At 62.9% G+C, this 17,914-nt stretch carries 14 protein-coding genes; all 14 read right to left on the bottom strand.

Annotation, left to right across the window (positions count from 1 at the left end; translation table 11 throughout):
- Positions 1-95 precede the first annotated feature (95 nt).
- The 14 genes from ftsA to mraZ all read right to left on the bottom strand — a co-directional run bounded on the left by ftsA (position 96) and on the right by mraZ (position 17,757).
- Entirely contained in the window at positions 96-1,382 is a 1,287-nt protein-coding gene (gene ftsA, locus HPQ64_RS09100) for a cell division protein FtsA (protein WP_425483815.1), read from the bottom strand.
- A 32-nt stretch (positions 1,383-1,414) separates the two neighbouring features.
- Positions 1,415-2,326, bottom strand: coding sequence for a cell division protein FtsQ/DivIB (locus HPQ64_RS09095; protein ID WP_172888027.1), 912 nt, complete (start codon positions 2,324-2,326; stop codon positions 1,415-1,417).
- Positions 2,314-3,246, bottom strand: a complete 933-nt coding sequence (locus HPQ64_RS09090) for a D-alanine--D-alanine ligase (protein WP_172888026.1) — start codon at positions 3,244-3,246, stop codon at positions 2,314-2,316. The genes HPQ64_RS09095 and HPQ64_RS09090 overlap by 13 nt, the downstream gene beginning before the upstream one ends.
- Positions 3,239-4,225, bottom strand: a complete 987-nt coding sequence (murB, locus tag HPQ64_RS09085) for a UDP-N-acetylmuramate dehydrogenase (RefSeq protein ID WP_172888025.1) — start codon at positions 4,223-4,225, stop codon at positions 3,239-3,241. The genes HPQ64_RS09090 and murB overlap by 8 nt, the downstream gene beginning before the upstream one ends.
- A complete protein-coding gene (murC, locus tag HPQ64_RS09080) occupies positions 4,222-5,640 on the bottom strand; it encodes a UDP-N-acetylmuramate--L-alanine ligase (RefSeq protein ID WP_172888024.1) in 1,419 nt (472 codons plus the stop codon). The genes murB and murC overlap by 4 nt, the downstream gene beginning before the upstream one ends.
- On the bottom strand, positions 5,637-6,764 hold the full coding sequence (murG, locus tag HPQ64_RS09075) for an undecaprenyldiphospho-muramoylpentapeptide beta-N-acetylglucosaminyltransferase (RefSeq protein WP_172888023.1): 1,128 nt from the start codon (positions 6,762-6,764) through the stop codon (positions 5,637-5,639). Before murG ends, murC begins: the two co-directional genes overlap by 4 nt.
- A 6-nt stretch (positions 6,765-6,770) precedes the next feature.
- Entirely contained in the window at positions 6,771-7,928 is a 1,158-nt protein-coding gene (gene ftsW, locus HPQ64_RS09070; protein ID WP_172888022.1) for a putative lipid II flippase FtsW, read from the bottom strand.
- The gene (gene murD / locus HPQ64_RS09065; protein ID WP_172888021.1) at positions 7,928-9,328 is read right to left on the bottom strand and encodes a UDP-N-acetylmuramoyl-L-alanine--D-glutamate ligase; all 1,401 of its coding nucleotides are present in this window, start codon (positions 9,326-9,328) and stop codon (positions 7,928-7,930) included. The genes ftsW and murD overlap by 1 nt, the downstream gene beginning before the upstream one ends.
- Before the next feature lie 4 nt (positions 9,329-9,332).
- Complete coding sequence (gene mraY, locus HPQ64_RS09060) at positions 9,333-10,418, bottom strand: phospho-N-acetylmuramoyl-pentapeptide-transferase (protein WP_172888020.1); 1,086 nt, start codon at positions 10,416-10,418, stop codon at positions 9,333-9,335.
- A 14-nt stretch (positions 10,419-10,432) separates the two neighbouring features.
- Positions 10,433-14,089 carry a UDP-N-acetylmuramoylalanyl-D-glutamyl-2,6-diaminopimelate--D-alanyl-D-alanine ligase gene (locus HPQ64_RS20390; protein ID WP_246270384.1) on the bottom strand — a complete coding sequence of 1,219 codons (3,657 nt, stop codon included), beginning with the start codon at positions 14,087-14,089 and terminating at the stop codon, positions 10,433-10,435.
- A 96-nt stretch (positions 14,090-14,185) separates the two neighbouring features.
- On the bottom strand, positions 14,186-15,892 hold the full coding sequence (locus HPQ64_RS09045) for a peptidoglycan D,D-transpeptidase FtsI family protein (protein ID WP_172888019.1): 1,707 nt from the start codon (positions 15,890-15,892) through the stop codon (positions 14,186-14,188).
- An 8-nt stretch (positions 15,893-15,900) separates the two neighbouring features.
- Positions 15,901-16,257 carry a cell division protein FtsL gene (gene ftsL, locus HPQ64_RS09040; protein ID WP_172888018.1) on the bottom strand — a complete coding sequence of 119 codons (357 nt, stop codon included), beginning with the start codon at positions 16,255-16,257 and terminating at the stop codon, positions 15,901-15,903.
- A gap of 4 nt (positions 16,258-16,261) precedes the next feature.
- Positions 16,262-17,299, bottom strand: coding sequence for a 16S rRNA (cytosine(1402)-N(4))-methyltransferase RsmH (gene rsmH / locus HPQ64_RS09035; RefSeq protein WP_172888017.1), 1,038 nt, complete (start codon positions 17,297-17,299; stop codon positions 16,262-16,264).
- Complete coding sequence (mraZ, locus tag HPQ64_RS09030; RefSeq protein WP_172888016.1) at positions 17,296-17,757, bottom strand: division/cell wall cluster transcriptional repressor MraZ; 462 nt, start codon at positions 17,755-17,757, stop codon at positions 17,296-17,298. Before mraZ ends, rsmH begins: the two co-directional genes overlap by 4 nt.
- Positions 17,758-17,914: the final 157 nt, after the last annotated feature.

The raw sequence follows: 17,914 nt of genomic DNA, 5'->3' as shown, positions 1-17,914 counted from the left end.
CCCCTTTTGGACCCCCTTGCGGAAGCCCGAATTTCCCTCGTATCCAAAACAAACCGGCGTACCGGATTACTCCTGCCCAAGGCGGTGGCACCGCCTTAGAAACTCTCCCTGATCCACTGCCCGACACGGGCCAGATAACCCGAGCCAAGGCCCCAGCGGCGACCCAGCGTTCTTGGTTCGAATTGTTCGATCTGGGCGACCTGGGGGTAGATGAGCAGGCCGACGGAAGCTGCAAAGGCTGGGCCTTTCGCCGCTTCCGGCAGACCTGCGATGCCGAGCGGCCGTCCAAGCCGCACGTTGCGTCCGAGAATGCGCCGCGCCACCTCGCTCAAACCCGTGAGCTGGCTGGCGCCTCCCGTAAGCACGACGCGCTTTCCCACCCGCCCGGCGAAACCGGAGGCAGCCAGGCGATCGCGCACGAGTTCGAGAATCTCCTCGATCCTCGGTCGGATCACGCGCGTCAGCATGGAGCGCGGGATCTGGTTGGGAAGGTCCGTCTCCGCATCCACTGGCGGAACCGTGATGAAATCCCGGTCGTCCGCGGAACTCGGCAAGGCGGAACCCTGCAGTGTCTTGATGCGTTCGGCGTCCTGCAGGCGCGTTGAAAGCGCGCGCGCAATATCCATCGTCACGTGGTGACCACCGACCGCAAGCGCATCCAGATGCACCATCTGCCCGTCGACGAAGATCGACAGCGTCGTGGTGCCGCCGCCCATGTCGACACAGGCCACCCCAAGCTCCGCCTCGTCGTCGACCAACGTCGCCAGGCCGCTCGCATAGGGCGTTGCGACCATCGTCTCCACGTTCAGATGACCGCGGTTGACGCAAAGCTCGAGATTGCGGACCGGCGGCACTTCGGCGGTAATCACCTGCATGTCCACGCCCAGGCGATGGCCCATCATGCCGCGCGGATCGCGGATGCCGCGGTTGCCATCGAGCGCATAGGAAATCGGAAGAGCATGCATCACCGCCCGGCCTTCCGCCACATTGTGGGCGGAACCGGCAGCGAGCACCCGCTGGATGTCGGACTCCGAAACGGATTCGGAAACCATCTCCACGCCGGCGGAGAATATTTCGCTCTTCAACCGGCCGCAGCTGATGTTGGCGATCAGGCTTTCCACGGTGACGCCAGCCATGCGCTCCGCATTGTCGACGGCAAGGCGGATTGCGTGTTCTGCCGCGTCCATGTCGATGACGACGCCGCTCTTGATGCCGCGCGAGCGCTGATAGCCGTAGCCGAGTACTTCTATCGAATGAGTACGCCCCGGCATGACCGCGCTATCCTCGCGCGGGCTAAGCTTGGCGATCAGGCAGCAAATCTTGGTCGAGCCGATATCGAGCACCGAAACGATAACCGAACGCCGCGTCGGCAGCGGGCGCATGCGTGGCAGGTATATCGACGATCCGGACGACCTCATGTCTCGGCTCCGTTCGTACCGGCGCGATGTTGAGACACGACGCCCTTGCGCCGTTCCGCCGCCTCTGCGCTCAGTTTGACGATCACACGGTCATCGAGGCGCATGTCGACGGCGATGATGTCACGCGAAAGCAGGCCGCTGTCGGCATCCATCTTCGCGACATCGAGGAGCGCCTGCTCCACGCCCGTTTCCGGCAGGCGGATGGTGATGCCGTTTTCAAGGACGAGGTTCCAACGCCTGTCGGAGATCAGCCGTGCGGCGCGGACACGCGAGCGCAACTCCGGCACGACCTGGAGCTCGTTCAGGATGTTGCCCACGCGATGTTGAGCGCCATGCCCGATGACGAGAAGAAGATTGGCGTATCGCCCGTCCACGTCATCGGTGATGACCCTGCCGTCCCTGGAGATGATGGAAACGACGTCGCCACGCTGCCAGAGCGCGAAGGGTTCGCGCTCCTTGATTTTGACCTGCAGGGTGCCGGGATAAAGCTTCTGGACGGAGGCCTTCTCCACCCATGAAATATCGCTGAGGCGCTTTTGGGCGGCTTGCGCGTCGAAAAGCACCAGCGATGATTCGGACTGGATTTCCAGCGCCTCCAGGATCTGGAATTCGGTGGTCTCTCGCTGACCGGAAAGCTTTACGGCCTCGACGCGAAATCCGGCGGCAGCCGTCAGCGATTCGGTCACCAGCGTCCCGTAGCCGCCAAGCGCGATGCCGTAGGCGATGGTCGTGCCGAGGAATACAAGCGCTCCGGCGGTGCCGGTCCACACAGGAAGATCGGCAAGAATACCCGCCGCACGCCACACCGGGCGGCGGTGCAGGCGTGCCACGCCGCGACCGCGCGGAGCCAGCTCCGCCTCGATCGGGAGTACGGTATCCTTGCCGCGTTTTCCCTTCAGCGTCCGCAACTTGCGTCCTCCACCATCCAACTGACGAGCTCTTCGAACGAATGACCCGCATGTGCTGCAATCTCCGGCACGAGCGAGGTTTCCGTCATGCCGGGCTGCGTATTGACTTCAAGGCAGATAAGCTCCCCCGTGCCGTGCAGCCGGTCGTCATAGCGGAAGTCCGCACGGGTGACGCCGGCGCAGCCGAGTGACAAATGCGCCTTGAGGGTAATTTTCTGTACTTCTTGGTAAACAAAGGGTGAAATTTCGGCAGGAAGAATGTGCCGGGAGCCTCCAGGGGCATATTTCGCGTCATAATCGTAGAAGCCGTGGCCTTCCGGTATCACCTCGATAACCCCAAGCGCCACATTGCCCATCACCGCGCAGGTAAGCTCCCGGCCCGGGATGAAACGCTCCACCATCACGATATCGCCATAGGGCCAATCATCGGCATAAAGCTGTTGTGGCGGATGCGGAGCATCGTCGGGCACGATAAGCACCCCGAACGACGAACCTTCCCTAACGGGTTTGGCCACATAGGGCGGCTTGATCGCATGCGCCTTCGCCGCTTCAAGCCTGTGGACAACTTTGTGCTCTGCGACGGGTACGCCGGAAGCCTTCATCACCGCCTTGGCTTTCGCCTTGTCCATGGCAAGCGCTGACGCCATCACGCCGGAATGTGTGTAGGGAATGCCGAGGACCTCGAGAACGCCCTGAATGCAGCCGTCCTCGCCATAGGGGCCGTGCAGCGCGTTGAAGGCGGCATCGGGCTTCAGGTCTTGCAAAACGCGAGACACGTCCCGGTCGACATCGATGCGGGTGACCTGGTAGCCGCAGCGTTCGAGCGCGGCCGCGCATGCCTCGCCCGACCTCAGGCTGACGGGCCGCTCCGAAGACCAGCCTCCCATAAGAACAGCCACATGTTTCCTGGGTTCAGCCATGGGCGGCCCCTTTCTGAATTTTCTGCCTGCCGAGGAACGGCTCGATCGAAACACCTTCGGCGAAAAGACCGAGGCGCCTGATTTCCCATTCCAGCTCGGTGCCCGAATGCTCAAGAACACGCGCGCGCACCGTTTCGCCGAGACGCTCAAGGTCTTCCGCGGTTGCCTCGCCCGTGTTGATCATGAAATTGCAATGCATGTCGGACATGCGCGCCCCGCCGATCTGCAATCCCCTACAGCCGGCGGCGTCGATCACCTTCCAGGCGGACGATCCGGGCGGGTTCTTGAACGTCGAGCCGCCGGTCTTCTCGCGGATCGGCTGCGCCTTTTCGCGATGTTCGGTAACGGCCGCCATCTCCGCGCGGATAGCCTCGCTCTGCTCCGGCCTTCCCTTGAACACCGCCTCGGTAAAGATCATTTCGGACGGCGCATCGCTGCGGCGGTAGCGGTAGTTGAGATCGCCATTCTTCAGACGAACGATCTCGCCTTCACGGGAGATGCCTGTCAGTTCCACCATGACGTCTTTTGTCTCGGAACCATGCGCCCCTGCGTTCATCCGCAAGGCACCGCCGAGAGCGCCCGGAATGCCGGAATAAAAGGCAAAGCCGCCAATGCCTGCTTTCGCCGCTTCCTCGGCAAGTTTTCGGTCCGGAACGGCGGCGCCGGCACGGATAGCGCCCTCATCTTCAACGCTCACCTGCCCGAAGCCCCGCCCGCTCAAGCGGATTACGACACCCGGAATGCCGCCGTCACGCACGAGAAGGTTGGACCCAAGCCCCATCGGCAGAACGGGCACATCGCGCGGCAAGAGCCACAAGAACGTCGCGAGGTCTTCGGTATCGGCAGGCTGGAACAAAAGCTGGGCCGGGCCGCCGACGCGAAACCACGTGACAGCGGAAAGCGGTTGATTTGGCGTCAGCTTTCCTCGGATGCCCGATACGTCGAGACCGCGCTCGGCAATAAGATCGGGAAAGCTCATGCCCGGCTCCCGCTCATCAGGCTTTCAAGCTCACGCGGAAGCGCCTGCGCCCATGTGCTGATCGAGCCTGCGCCCAGGCAAACCACGTAGTCGCCGGCGGCGGCAAGCTCGGCCACCTTCGGGGCAAGATCACGCTGGTTGCCGATCAGATGGACGTTCCTGTGCCCGCGCGAACGCAAGCCTTCTGCGAGCGCGGCACTGTCCGCGCCGTCGATCGGCGCCTCTCCCGCCGCATACACGGGTGCGACGATCACGTGATCGGCGTCGTTGAAGCAACTGCAGAACTCGTCGAACAGGCTTTTCAACCGGGTATAACGATGCGGCTGCACGACGGCGATAATCTTGCCTTCCGCCGCCCCCCTGGCCGCGGAAAGGACCGCGCGGATTTCCACCGGGTGATGGGCGTAATCGTCGAAGATATCGATGCCGCCGACACGACCGGTGTTCGTGAACCTGCGTTTCACGCCGCCGAAACCTGCAAGCCCGCGGCGGATCGCGTCCGGCGTGAGCCCCAGCTTCCAGGCGACTGCGGCCGCGGCCGTGGCGTTGGAAACGTTGTGAAGGCCCGGCATCGGCAACATCAGGCTTTCGATGGTCTCAGCCTTGCCCGTCACGCGGTCGCGGATTTCGAGGGAGAAGATGGCGTTGCCGCGCTCGCTCCTGACATCGAAAAACCGTACGTCCGCCTGCCGGTTCTGCCCGTAGGTCACGATCTGGCGATCGACGACCCGTCCGACGAGCGCCTGCACCTCCGGATGGTCGAGGCACATCACGGCGAAACCGTAAAAGGGTACGTTTTCCACGAACTGCTTGAATGCGCCACGCAGCTTTTCGAAATCGCCGTAGTGGTCGAGATGTTCCGGATCGATATTTGTCACGACGGCGATATCCGCCGGAAGCTTCACGAAAGTACCATCGCTTTCGTCCGCTTCGACAACCATCCAGTCGCCTTCGCCCATACGCGCATTCGTGCCGTAGGCGTTGATGATGCCGCCGTTGATCACCGTGGGGTCGAGCCCGCCACCGTCGAGAAGTGCGGCGATCATAGACGTCGTGGTGGTCTTGCCGTGGGTTCCGCCGATCGCGATCGCCTGCTTGAAACGCATGAGCTCGGCCAGCATTTCCGCCCGGCGCACGACGGGCAGGAAACGCTCGCGTGCGGCCAAAAGCTCGGGGTTGTCGCTCTTGACGGCCGAGGAAACGACCACAACGCGCGCCTCGCCAAGGTTTTCCGCCGAATGACCGATAGAAACCTTTATACCGCGCTCACGCAGGCGCGAAACATTCGCGTTCTCGCTAAGGTCCGATCCCTGTACCGGATAGCCGAGCGTATGCAGCACCTCGGCGATGCCACTCATGCCGATGCCGCCGATACCGACGAAATGGACCGGACCGATATCCTGCGGCATTTTCATGAGTTGTCTCCTTTGTCGAAATCTTTTGCGTCCCCGCCCCTGCAAACATGCTCGGCAAGGTCCGCCAGGCGTATAACCGCGCCCGGTTCGCCTACGGATCCCGCAGCGTCCGCCGCCTTTGCCAGCCGCTCCGGCTCGTCCATAAGCTGCGCCAGTGTCTCGGCAAAACGCGCCGGAGTAAGCTCGGCTTGCGCGACCGGCCAGGCCCCGCCCGCCTTTTTCAGCACGCTCGCATTGAGCGCCTGGTCGTGGTCAAGAGCATGGGGGAACGGAACCAGGATCGCAGGCCGTCCGATAACGCCAAGCTCCGTAACGCTCATCGCCCCCGACCGGCAGACGACAAGATGCGCATCGGCGATCCTTTCCGCCATATCGGTGAAAAAGGGCGCGAGTTCGGCCTTGATGCCGATCGAGGCAAGTCGATCACGAACATTCTCTAGGTCCTCAGCGCGCGCCTGCATGGTGAGCGCCAACTGGCGGCGATGCGCGTCATCCAGCATGCCGAGCGCTTCGGGCACCATCTCTGAGAAGAAACGGGCTCCTTGAGACCCGCCGAAGATCAGCAGCCTGAATTCTTCTCCAGCCTTCGGCGCCGCATAGGCTTTCCCCATCGCAGCAAGCACTGCCGGGCGCACCGGATTTCCCGTGATGACGTTTTTTTCCGGCGCGACCGTTCCGCCGGATCCGCCTGAAAGGCCAAGCGCGACCACCTTTACCCTGCCAGCCAGCATCCTGTTTGCGCGGCCCATTACCGCATTCGCTTCGTGCAGGATCGTCGGCACACCGGCCAGAAACCCGGCGAACATCGGCGGAAAGGTCGGATAACCGCCGAAGCCGATAATCGCTTTGGGCTTTGTTCGTCGGATCAGCGAAAGCGCCTGCAGCGTGCCCCGTCCGAGCCTGAAGGCGGTGCGCATTAGCGCAAGCGGGCTGCGCCCGCGCAGGGTTTCGGATTGGATCACATGCACCTCGCGACCCGGAAACCGCTCGCCGTATTTATCGGCTCGCTCGTCGGTCGCGAGGTCGACATCATATCCGCGTCGCTCAAGTTCCGCCGCCAGCGCATAGGCGGGGAAAAGATGTCCACCGGTGCCCCCGGCGGTTATCAGGATCGTTTCGCCCATCGCCGCTCACGCGAGACTTGAAGGCTGCAGGCGGGAAACGACGACAGCATCCGTTCGCGTCGGCTGCGGCCTCTTGCGCGTAAGGGCAAGCACGAAGCCCATGGCAAGCGCCACAGAGACAAGCGACGACCCGCCGTAGGAGATGAAGGGCAGCGTCATGCCCTTGGCCGGCATCAGATTCACGTTCACCGCCATGTTGATGCAGGATTGAAGACCGAAAAGAACCATCAGACCCGATGCGGCAAGGCGGTTGAACGGGTCGGTATCGCGTCCTGCCTGTGCAAGCCCGCGCAGGACGACGAAGGCGAAAACGGCAAGCAGGATCAGGCAGACGACAATTCCGAATTCCTCCGCCGTCACCGCGAAAATGAAATCCGTATGGCTTTCCGGCAAAACGCGCTTGATCGTCCCTTCGCCCGGCCCGCGCCCGAACCAGCTGCCGGAAATGAAGGATTCGATCGCCCTGTCGACGTTGAACGTGTCGCCGGCTTCCGGGTTCAGGAAACGCTCCACGCGGCTTTGAACATGCGGCAGCAAGGCGTAGGCGGCGAAAAGTCCGCCAACGCCCAACAGCCCGAGCGGGATGATCGCAAGCCATGGCAAGCCGTTCAGGAAGAAAAGGGCCGCGAAAACCATGCTGAGCAGCATCGTCTGGCCAAAATCCGGTTGCGCTACGAGCAAGGCGACGCAGATCAGAAACAGGAGGCCCGCGAAAAGCCCGCCCGGCACTTCCCGGCGTCTTCCCGATTCCGACAGCAAAAAGGCCACGAGGATGACGAAGGCGGGCTTCAGGAACTCCGAAGGCTGAAGCGAAATGCCGCCCAGTTGTACCCAGCGCCGCGCACCTTTCACTTCCACGCCGAGGAAGAGTGTCGCCACCATGAGAGCGACCGACCCGAGGAAGACGAAAAGGGCAAGCCGGCGCACCTGGCGCGGACTGAGTGCGGAAACACCCAGCATGATCACGATTGCCGGCACGAGAAACAGGGCCTGTCGCTTGACGAAGTGATAGGTGTCGATGTTCAGCCTTTCGGCAACCGGTGGGCTAGCGGCGAAGGACAGCACGATCCCTCCGATCATCAGCACCAGAAAACCGGCCAGCAACAGCCGGTCCACGGTCCAGATCCATTCCGCAACGGGGCTGCGATCGGCACGGCTGACCATCAGGCGACCTCCTGTCCACGGGGCTTTGGCAACACGCGGCCGACGGCTTCGATGAAAGCCGCTCCCCTCAGTTCGAAATTCGCGAATTGATCGAAGGACGCGCAGGCCGGCGAAAGCAGCACCACCGGTTCGCGATGATCGTCGCTTCTTACATCGCGCGCCGCCGCTGCGACAGCGGCATCGATGGTGCCGGCGATCTCGTATTCGACCTTGCCCTGAAGCGTGTTCGCAAAATCCTCGGCCGCTTCGCCGATCAGATAGGCTTTGGCAATGCGCGGAAAATAATCCGACAGGCTTTCGATGCCGCCGGCCTTGGCGCGTCCGCCGGCGATCCAGTAGATGCGCTCAAAGCTTGCCAGCGCGCGTTCGGCCGCATCCGCATTCGTCGCCTTGGAATCGTTGACGAACATGACGCGGCCTTCGCGAGCGGCGATCTCCATGCGATGCGCAAGGCCGGGAAAGGATTTCAGGCCTTTGACGATTTCTTCACGGGCAAGTCCGATCGCCAGACAGGCCGCGATTGCGGCCGCAGCGTTCTGCGCATTATGTGTGCCGCGAAGCGCATCGATGCCGCCCAGGTCGGTAAAAGGCGTCTGCGTGCCGTCTTCTGCGACGAATAACCGTTGCCCCACGGCATAGACGCCGTCCGACACGGGATTTCGCACCGATATCCGGCGCACCGGCGTGCCCGAAAGCTCGATGCGGTCTGCTATTGCTACGGAATGACGGTCATCCACGCCCACGACCGCAAGCCCGCTCGCGGCCGCCAGCCGTTCCTTGATCGCGGCGTAGTTTTCCATCGTGCCGTGACGGTCGAGATGGTCTGGCGAAAGGTTCAGATGGATGCCGACGGACGGATCGAGCGTCGGCGCAAGGTCGATCTGGTAGGAGGAGCATTCAACCACATGGACACGGCCCCGCCGCGGCATCTCAAGGTCGAGCACGGGCGTGCCGATGTTGCCGCCCATCTGCGCATCCCGCCCGGCCTCGCGTACGATGTGGGAAATCAGCGCCGTCGTCGTCGATTTGCCGTTCGTGCCTGTCACCGCGATAAAGGGCGCATCGGGCGCGCGCCTGCGCCGCTCCCGGCAGAAAAGCTCTATATCACCGATAATTTCGATCCCGGCAGCTCGCGCGGCTTCCACGGTCCAATGCGGTTTGGGGTAGGTGAGCGGCACGCCGGGTGCGAGCAGCAGCGCATCGAAGCCCGACCAGTCGGAACGCCTGAGATCCCCGGTCGCGATACCTGCCGCCCGAGCCGCGTCCACACGCGATTCCGCGTCGTCGAACGCGGTAACTGCGGCGCCTCCCGCCACAAGGGCGCGCGCGGTCGCGAGCCCCGAACCGCCAAGGCCGAAGAGCGCGATACGTTTGTCCTTGAAGCTTTCGACCGGGATCATCGCCTCACCTCAACTTCAATGTGGCAAGGCCGATGAGCGCCAGAACCACGGCAATGATCCAGAAGCGGATCACCACCTGGGATTCCGTCCAGCCCATATGCTCGAAATGATGGTGGATCGGCGCCATCCGGAAGACACGTTTGCCGGTGATCTTGAAGGATGCCACCTGCACGATCACCGAAACGGCCTCCACGACGAATAGCCCGCCGATGATCGCCAGCACGATCTCATGCTTCGTCGTGACCGCGATCGCACCAATCATTCCGCCGAGCGCAAGCGAACCGGTATCGCCCATGAAGATCGCCGCCGGCGGAGCGTTGAACCAGAGAAAACCGAGCCCGGCCCCGATGACCGCGCCGCACAAAACCGCCAGTTCGCCGGTGCCTGGCACATGGTGGATCTGGAGATATTCGGAAAAGACGGCGTTGCCCGAGAGATAGGCGATCAGGCCGAAGGAGGTCGCCGCGATCATCACCGGAACAATGGCAAGCCCGTCGAGACCGTCGGTCAGGTTGACCGCGTTCCCGGCCCCCACCATGACGAAGGCCGCGAAGGGAATGAAGAAGATGCCGAGGTTGATCGCAAGGTCCTTCAGGAAAGGAAAGGCGATGGATGTGGCGAAGGGATCCGTGTCGAGAAGCGTCACGCAATAGGCGGCTATACCGGCAATCAGGAATTCCACGGCGAGCCGGTACCGCCCGCCGAAGCCTGTATGGCTCGACTTGGTAACCTTGAGATAGTCGTCATAGAGGCCGATGAACCCGAAACCCACCGTCACACCCAGAACGATCCAAGTGTAGGGATTGGCAAGGTTCGCCCACAGAAGCGTTGCAACGATCATGCCTGAAAGGATCATCAGGCCCCCCATCGTGGGCGTGCCTTTTTTCGTGAGCAGATGGCTTTGCGGGCCGTCGGCACGTATCGGCTGACCGTGTCCCTGCCGGATGCGCAGCGAGGCGATGATTTTCGGACCGAAGAGCGCGATGAACAACAGGGCGGTCATGATCGCGCCGCCCGTCCTGAACGTGATGTAGCGAAACACGTTGAAGGCCGAGAACTGATCCGCCAGATCTCCGAGCAAATAAAGCATAAGTCTCGTTCACCTCACTCCGCGGCTTCGTCAGCGGCGGGAAATTCCTTCATGAGCGCTTCCACAAGCGGGCCCATTTTCGTTCCGAGCGATCCCTTGATCATCACGACATCACCGTTGCGCATGTCACCGAGAAGCAGCGGGCGCAAGCCGCCGGCGTCCTCCGAATAGGCGCCGCGCATGGCCGCCGGCAGGGTTTCCCAGAGCGCATGCATATGAGGCCCGGCGCAATAGACCGTATCCACTTCCGCATCAACGATCGGATCGCGCAATTCGGCGTGCAAAGCGTCCGACATTTCTCCGAGTTCACGCATGTCTCCAAGCACGGCAATCCGCCGTCCCGGCCGTTTGACCGGTGTTTCGCCCAGAAGGCGCAAGGCGGCGCGCATCGACGCCGGGTTGGCGTTGTAGCTTTCGTCGATCAGCGTCAGCGCCCCGTCGGGCAGGGTCAGCTTTGTCTGTGCGCCCCGGCCCTTCGGCGCGCGCATGTCGGTCAGCGCAAGGCCCGCAAGCGCAAGGTCCGCTCCAACCAGCTTGGCGGCCGAAAGCACGGCAAGGCTGTTTTTCACGTAGTGCAGGCCCGGCGCACCGACCTTATAGGTGATTTCCTCGCCAAGGACGGTCGCCGAAATGCAGGTGCATCCCGTTTGCGAGGATATCTTGTCAGCCTTGGCGTTCGCCGGCTGGTCGACGCCGAACGTGCAGATCGTCCGTACGCCCGCCATTCTCGCGTGGAACTGGAGAAGATCGAACTGGTCGTTGTCGCGATTTAGGATCGCGATCCCGTCAGGTTCGAGGCCTGCGAAGATTTCCGCTTTCGCCTCGGCAATCTTTTCCACCGACCCGAAGAACTCCAGATGCACGGGCTGCACGGTGGTGATGATCGCGACATGCGGGCGAACCATCTGCGTCAGCGGCGTGATTTCGCCGGCGTGGTTCATGCCGATCTCGAAGACACCGAAATCCGTATCTGCAGGCATCCGCGCCAGCGTCAACGGCACGCCCCAGTGGTTGTTGAAGGATGCGACGGAGGCATGCGTGCGCCCGGATCTCGAAAGCGCAAGCCTCAGCATCTCCTTCGTGCCCGTCTTGCCGACGGAACCGGTCACCGCGACGATCTGCGCCCTGGTGCGCTGCCGTGCTGCCCGCGCCAGGCGCCGAAGGGCCTCAAGCGGATCGGCAACGGCGACGATCGGTCCCCCACGGGGCATTTCCTCTATCTTTTTATGCGAAACGACGGCGATGGCCGCTCCCGCCTTGATTGCATCACGGACGAAATCATGGCCGTCGAAACGATCGCCGTCGATGGCGAAAAACGCCTCGCCGGGCTCAATCGTGCGGCTGTCGATGGATATTCCCGTGACCTCGGGCGCGGGATCGCCCACGGCTATGCCACCGACAGCATTCAGGAATTCCTTGAGCGTCCAGAGCGCTCCCGTGTCGGCGTGGTCCGCGACCACGGGAACGTCGAAGGGGTCCACCGGCTCTTCGGACGCTCCGGCCTCCCTCTCCGGCGGAGCCTCGTCAGCGCCCGACAATGCGCTTTCAAGGGCCTCATCCGCGCGCAGGACCGGCGCTTCGTCCTGCCCTGCCGCTTCTGCATCGGCCGCATCCGCATTATCGCGATGGCTTTCCGCGTTGTTGTCAACCTCCGCCTCCGGCAGCACGTCTTCCTCGATCGGCCTTACACCATCATCCACCGACGCTTCCTCGGCATCCGCAGTGGCGTCAGCGCTTTCTTCCCGTTCTGTATCCGGCTGGCCGGTCGCGTCGATCTCTCCGAAAAGCTCTGCTTCCATCGCGGAAAAATCGACCAGATCCGAGGAGGATTGATCCGTCTCCTCTGGCAGGGCATCCGGCTTTTCGGCCTCCCAGACCAGCGGTTCATCCGTGGCGGCAGCGCCCTCGCCGACAGGTTCCGGCTTGCCCCCCTTGGAGGCCTTTTGCACGATTTCTCCGAAAATGGCCTTCAACTCGTCATCGCCGATGGAAAGGGCGCGCTCGGCTTCCTTGTCCGTTTGCGGTGCTTCGGCGGCTAGAGCGCTTGTGCTGAAAGCGGGATCGCTTTCGTGATCGGAATTCGCTCCAGCATCGATGTCCTGAGCATATTCCTGTCGCGAAATCCGATCCCGATTTTGCGGGGTATGCTCTAGGCCCTCGCCAATATCGGCGGCAGCGGCCGCCTCGTTCATCCCCTTGTCCATGCCGTCGGCCTCCCGGGCAAGCGCCTTGCCGATCGCCTCGTGATCGGAAAATTCAAGCACCGTTTCGCCCACGATCTGGCCGGTTTCATGACCCTTTCCGGCAACGCAGAGAACATCACCTTCTTCAAGCAATGAAATCGCCGTGGAAATGGCCTCGCCGCGATCGGCGATCTCGATCGCTCCGGGTGCGCCTTCCATCACCGCTTCGCGGATCTTGGCGGGCTCTTCGCTTCTCGGATTGTCGTCGGTAACGATGACGACATCGGCGTTGTCGAACGAAGCTTTGCCCATGAGCGGGCGCTTGCCGGGGTCGCGGTCCCCGCCTGCCCCGATGACGACGAAAAGCCGACCGCTCGTGAACGGCCTCAGCGCCTGCAGGGCGTTTTCCAGTGCATCCGGCTTGTGCGCGTAATCGACAACGACAAGCGCGCCATTCGCCTTGACGCCAACCCGCTCCAGCCGCCCGGTCGCGCCTTCAAGGTTCTCGAGAGCCTTGAGCGCATCGTCGCGGGGAACGCCCGCCGCAATCGCAAGGCCGGCGGCGATCAGCGCATTGGAGGCCTGGAAGCGGCCTGCAAGCGGCAATCGCACCTCACGCATGCCATCGGGCGTGGAAAGTGTCAGGATTTGGTCGAAGCCTTCCTGGCGGTTATCCTCAAGACCGAGAGCCTCCCCGCCTTTGCCGACGGTCAAGATCGTCTGCCCCCGGGAGCGGGCGACGTCAATCACACGGTCCGCGTAGGGCGCCGACGGTTCGAGCACGACGATCCCATCGTCCGGCAATACCGTGTCGAAGAGGCGAAGCTTCGCCTGAAGGTAGCTTTCCACATCAGGGTGATAATCGAGATGATCGCGTCCGAGATTCGTAAAACCGGCGGCCTTCAGCTCCACACCGTCCAGGCGACGCTGGTCGAGCCCGTGGCTGGAAGCTTCCATCGCCGCGTGGGTGATGCCGTCATCGGAAAGCCGGGCAAGGTCGCGATGAAGGTTCACCGGGTCCGGCGTGGTCAGGCCCCCATAGATCTCGCCGCGGGAAGTCACCGTGCCGATCGTGCCGAGGCTTGCCGCCTCGAAGCCGCAAGCCGAGAATATCTGGCGCACGAAAACGGCGACCGACGTCTTGCCGCTGGTGCCGGTGACGGCGACCATCACATCAGGCTGGTGACCGTAGAACTTCGCCGCCATCAGCGCCAGCGTTCGGCGCGGATCCTCGCTGACGATGACCGGATGCCCGGCGGCATTGGCGCGTACGGCCTCGATATCGGCGTCTTCGCCAACCAATACGGCAGCGGCGCCCGCTTCCACGGCCGCCTTGACGAATGCCGTTCCGTCCGCCTTCGCGCCTTTGAGGGCGGCAAAAAGGAAGTCCGGCTTCACTTGCCGGCTGTCGGCCGTGAGGCCACGGATCGGCACGCCACCGTCTTGTGGCGTGATCGGCAGATCGCCGGCTATGTCCTTAAGCTGCATGTCATGCGCCAATGTCCGTTGTGCGTCGTCGAATGAGAAAACCTCGGGTCTGGCTGCGACCCCGCCCGCAGGATTCTCACGCCGGTGTTACCGGTCTTAATAAGAAATCGAGATCGTGTCGCCCCCTTCTCCGAATTTCGGCAAAACGCCAAGCATGGGCGCGATGCGCCGGATGATCGCCCCCGCCGTCGGCGCCGCGTTCAAACCGGCGGTCGCGCCGATGCCCTCGCGTTCGGGTTTCGGCTCGTCGAGAACCACGAGGACGACATAACGCGGCTCATCCATCGGGAAGGCCGAAAGGAAGGAATTCCGCCGCTTGTTGGATACATAGCGGCCGTTTTCGATCTTCTCCGCGGTGCCCGTCTTGCCGCCAACGAGATATCCTGGAACCTCTGCGCGGCGCCCGGAACCGGACAGGACATTCAGTCGGAAGAGATAGCGCATGACGGCACTCGTGCGCTTTGTGACGACCTGCTCCGCCAGGGCCTCGGCGGTTGCCTGGTCGCGGGGGAAGAACGTCGGCGGAATCAGGCGCCCTCCATTCAAGAGAGCGGCTGCGGCAACGGCGGTCTGCATCGGCGTGACCGAGATACCGTGGCCGAAGGAGATCGTCATCGCCTCCAGTTCGCGCCAGCGTTTCGGCAGAAGGGGCGTTGCGATTTCAGGCAGTTCCGTGTCCAGCTTCGATGTCAGTCCGACACGCTTCAGGAAGCTCTGCTGCTCCTCGATCCCGGCGGCAAGCATCATTTTCACGGTGCCGATGTTCGAGGAATAGATGAAGATTTCCGGCACCGAGAGGATACGGTTCTTGCCGTGGAAATCGTTGATCGTGCGCCCACCCGCCCGGATCGGGCGCGTGGCGTCGAAGCTGTCTTCCACCGTCACCTTGCCACTGTCGAGCGCCATTGCCACGGTAAAGCCCTTGAATACCGACCCCATCTCATAGACGCCGGCCGTCGCCCGGTTCAGTTTGTCCTTGTCTAGTGCATCACTGCGGTCGTTGGGGTCGAAGTCCGGCAGCGAAGACATGGCGATCACTTCGCCCGTCTTGATATCGAGCACGATACCGACCCCGGCAATCGCCTTGTAACGCTCCATCGCCTGGCGCACTTCGTCGCGCACGACATGCTGAGCACGTAAGTCTATCGAAAGCTTGACCGGCTCCAGCGCCTCTTCGGAGGCAAAGCCCGCGGCCTGAAGGTCCCTTAGCCAAGCCCGGTCCACGGCAAGCTCCATGCCAGCGATACCTTCATTGTCGACATTGACGATGCCTGTGACATGGCTTGCGGTCGGTCCGCCCGGATAGAACCGGCGGTTTTCCTCCAGGAATCCGATGCCCGGAATGCCGAGATCGTGGATCTTCTGTCGTTGGCCTGGGGTAAGCTCGCGCTTCAGCCAGATGAAGCCGGCGTCACTGGCAAGACGTTTGCGCACGGTCGGGTTGCGCAGGTCCGGAAAGACGCTGGAAAGGCCCTCGATCGCCTCGTCGACGTCGATGATCTTGCGCGGCTCGGCGTAAAGCGAGGCGGTCTTGATGTCGGTCGCCAGGATTTCGCCGTTCCGGTCGACCAGGTCCGGACGGGCCGCTGCGATCGAATCCTGGGCGGAAATATAGGCGGACGCCTCTCCCGTTTCCGCAAGCCCGAGCATGACCAAACGCGTCGCGATCATCGCGTAGACGGTGGCGAAGGCGAACATCGTGAGCCAGACACGCGACTTGACGGACCTGCTCGGTACCGGCAGAGCGCGGGGCCTGACGATGCGATGTTGCAGGAAAGACTTTGGTTCGGCAGACGGCGCCATGCTTTCCCCTACTGGATTGACGGGACGTCGCCGGCGTAACCGCCGAGCGGGCTATCGGATTTCACTGGCTCAAGGTCGACCGGCTTCACCGGAAGGTTCTCAAGCAACGTGATCTGCTCGGCTGTCAACGGCTCAAGCTCGAGATAGGCATTGTACCTCTCGACGAGACCCTGCAGCCGGTCTGGGCGGTTGAGAAGGCTCCATTCCGCCTTCAAAAGCTGGATCTGCTCGCGTTCCTCGGCGATCTGCTGCTTCAGGGCGGCCACTTCCTCCGCCGAAAGTTCCGCAGCGTGCTTCATGTCGAAGACGGTGGCGGCGGCGATCAGAACGACGAGGACGAAGACGAGATTTAGATAGCGTGTCATTGCCTCATCCCCTCAAGCCTGAAATATCTGCCAGACGCGGCACGCCCAGCGCCTCGGCGTTGGTCCCGCGGGCCGGCGCATCAAGCCTGCGCCCTGCCCTGAGGCGCGCTGAGCGGGCACGCGGGTTGCGGCGGATTTCGTCTTCACCCGGTTCCCGGGCCCCCTTGACCACCAGTTCGAACGTCGGCGGCGGCACCTCCTGCTCCGGCATGTGCCGGGAACCGCCGGCACGCGTACGCGTCCGTTCGGCGAGGAAGCGCTTGACGATGCGATCCTCGAGGCTGTGGAAGGTGACGACGACGAGGCGCCCGCCGGGGCGCAACACCCGCTCAGCCGCGCCAAGCGCCTCGGCCACTTCCTCCAGTTCCCCGTTGACGTAGATCCTGAGCGCCTGGAACGTGCGCGTGGCCGGGTGGATCTGTGCTTTCTTGGGCGAACGCCCGACAACCTTTTCCACCACGGCGGCAAGATCGGCCGTGCGCTCGAACGGCTGGTCCGTTCTGCGCCGGGCTATGGCTGAGGAAACCGCCGATGCGCGCTTTTCCTCGCCGAGCAATCCGATAACCCTGGTGAGATCCTTCTGCGGTAGATGATTGACCACATCCGCCGCCGTTGGCCCATGCTGTCCCATGCGCATGTCGAGCGGCCCGTCGAAGCGGAACGAGAAGCCCCGATCGGCCTGATCGAGCTGCATGGAGGAGACACCGAGGTCGAGCACGACACCGTCGACAGCATTTTCGCCGAGCGTTTCCAGATGGCTCTCCAGATTGGAAAACCGCCCCTCGACGAGCCTGAGCCTGCCACCCACGGCCTCGACCAGCGCCTGGCCCGCGGCAATGGCGTGCGGGTCGCGGTCGATGGCGATGACATTGGCGCCCGCTTCAAGGATAGCCTTCGTGTACCCCCCAGCCCCGAAGGTGCCGTCCACGATCGTCTCATTCTTTTGCGGAGAAAGGGCGGAAACGACCTCCGCCAGCATGACCGGCACATGCGGGGCTTCGTTTACGGGGCCGCTCGCCCCGTTTTCGGCCGGCGCGATCATTTCGCAGCCTCGGTCACGGCCGGCTTGCCGCCGAGAACGGCAAGCGCATGTTTCATGGCCTCCGCCTGATGGGCACGGAAGCGCTCCGGTTCCCAAATCTGGAATTTGTAGCCCTGACCGACGAATGTCACCTTGTCCTTCACGCCTGCGTGCTCGCGGATCATATCGGAAAGCATCACCCGGCCGTCGCCGTCGATCTTCAGCGTTTCGCTCGCCCCATAGAGCGCGGTCGACAGCGCGTCGTGATCGAGCGTCAGCGTGTCGAAGCCCTCCAGGCGCCGCTGTATCTGGTCGACGAGCTTGTGGCCGCCCGCATCCACGGCCGGCTGGAACAGCGAAGGAAAACAATAAAGCCCCTCGAAACCGTCGCGCGTGAGCTCCTGGCGAAAGGGAGCAGGAACGGAGACACGGCCCTTCGCGTCGAGTCGATTGGTGTAATGCGACACGAAGCCGGCCATCGAACTCCTCGCCCCATCGCCCGGCGTCTGTCGCCTGGCGCCCGATATCTCCCTCCGGCCGATACGAAGAAGCCGCGAATTGAATGCAACACGCCCGCCAGCGCGGGCGCCGCTTCGGCCATCCCCGGCGCCATGGCGCCTTGCTTACTTCGTTACG

The organism is Hongsoonwoonella zoysiae (genome assembly GCF_013266695.1).
In the GTDB taxonomy this organism is placed as follows: Bacteria; Pseudomonadota; Alphaproteobacteria; order Rhizobiales; family Stappiaceae; genus Hongsoonwoonella; species Hongsoonwoonella zoysiae.
The sequence above is the reverse complement of the archived record's forward strand: the minus strand, read 5'-3'. Positions and strand labels throughout refer to the sequence as shown.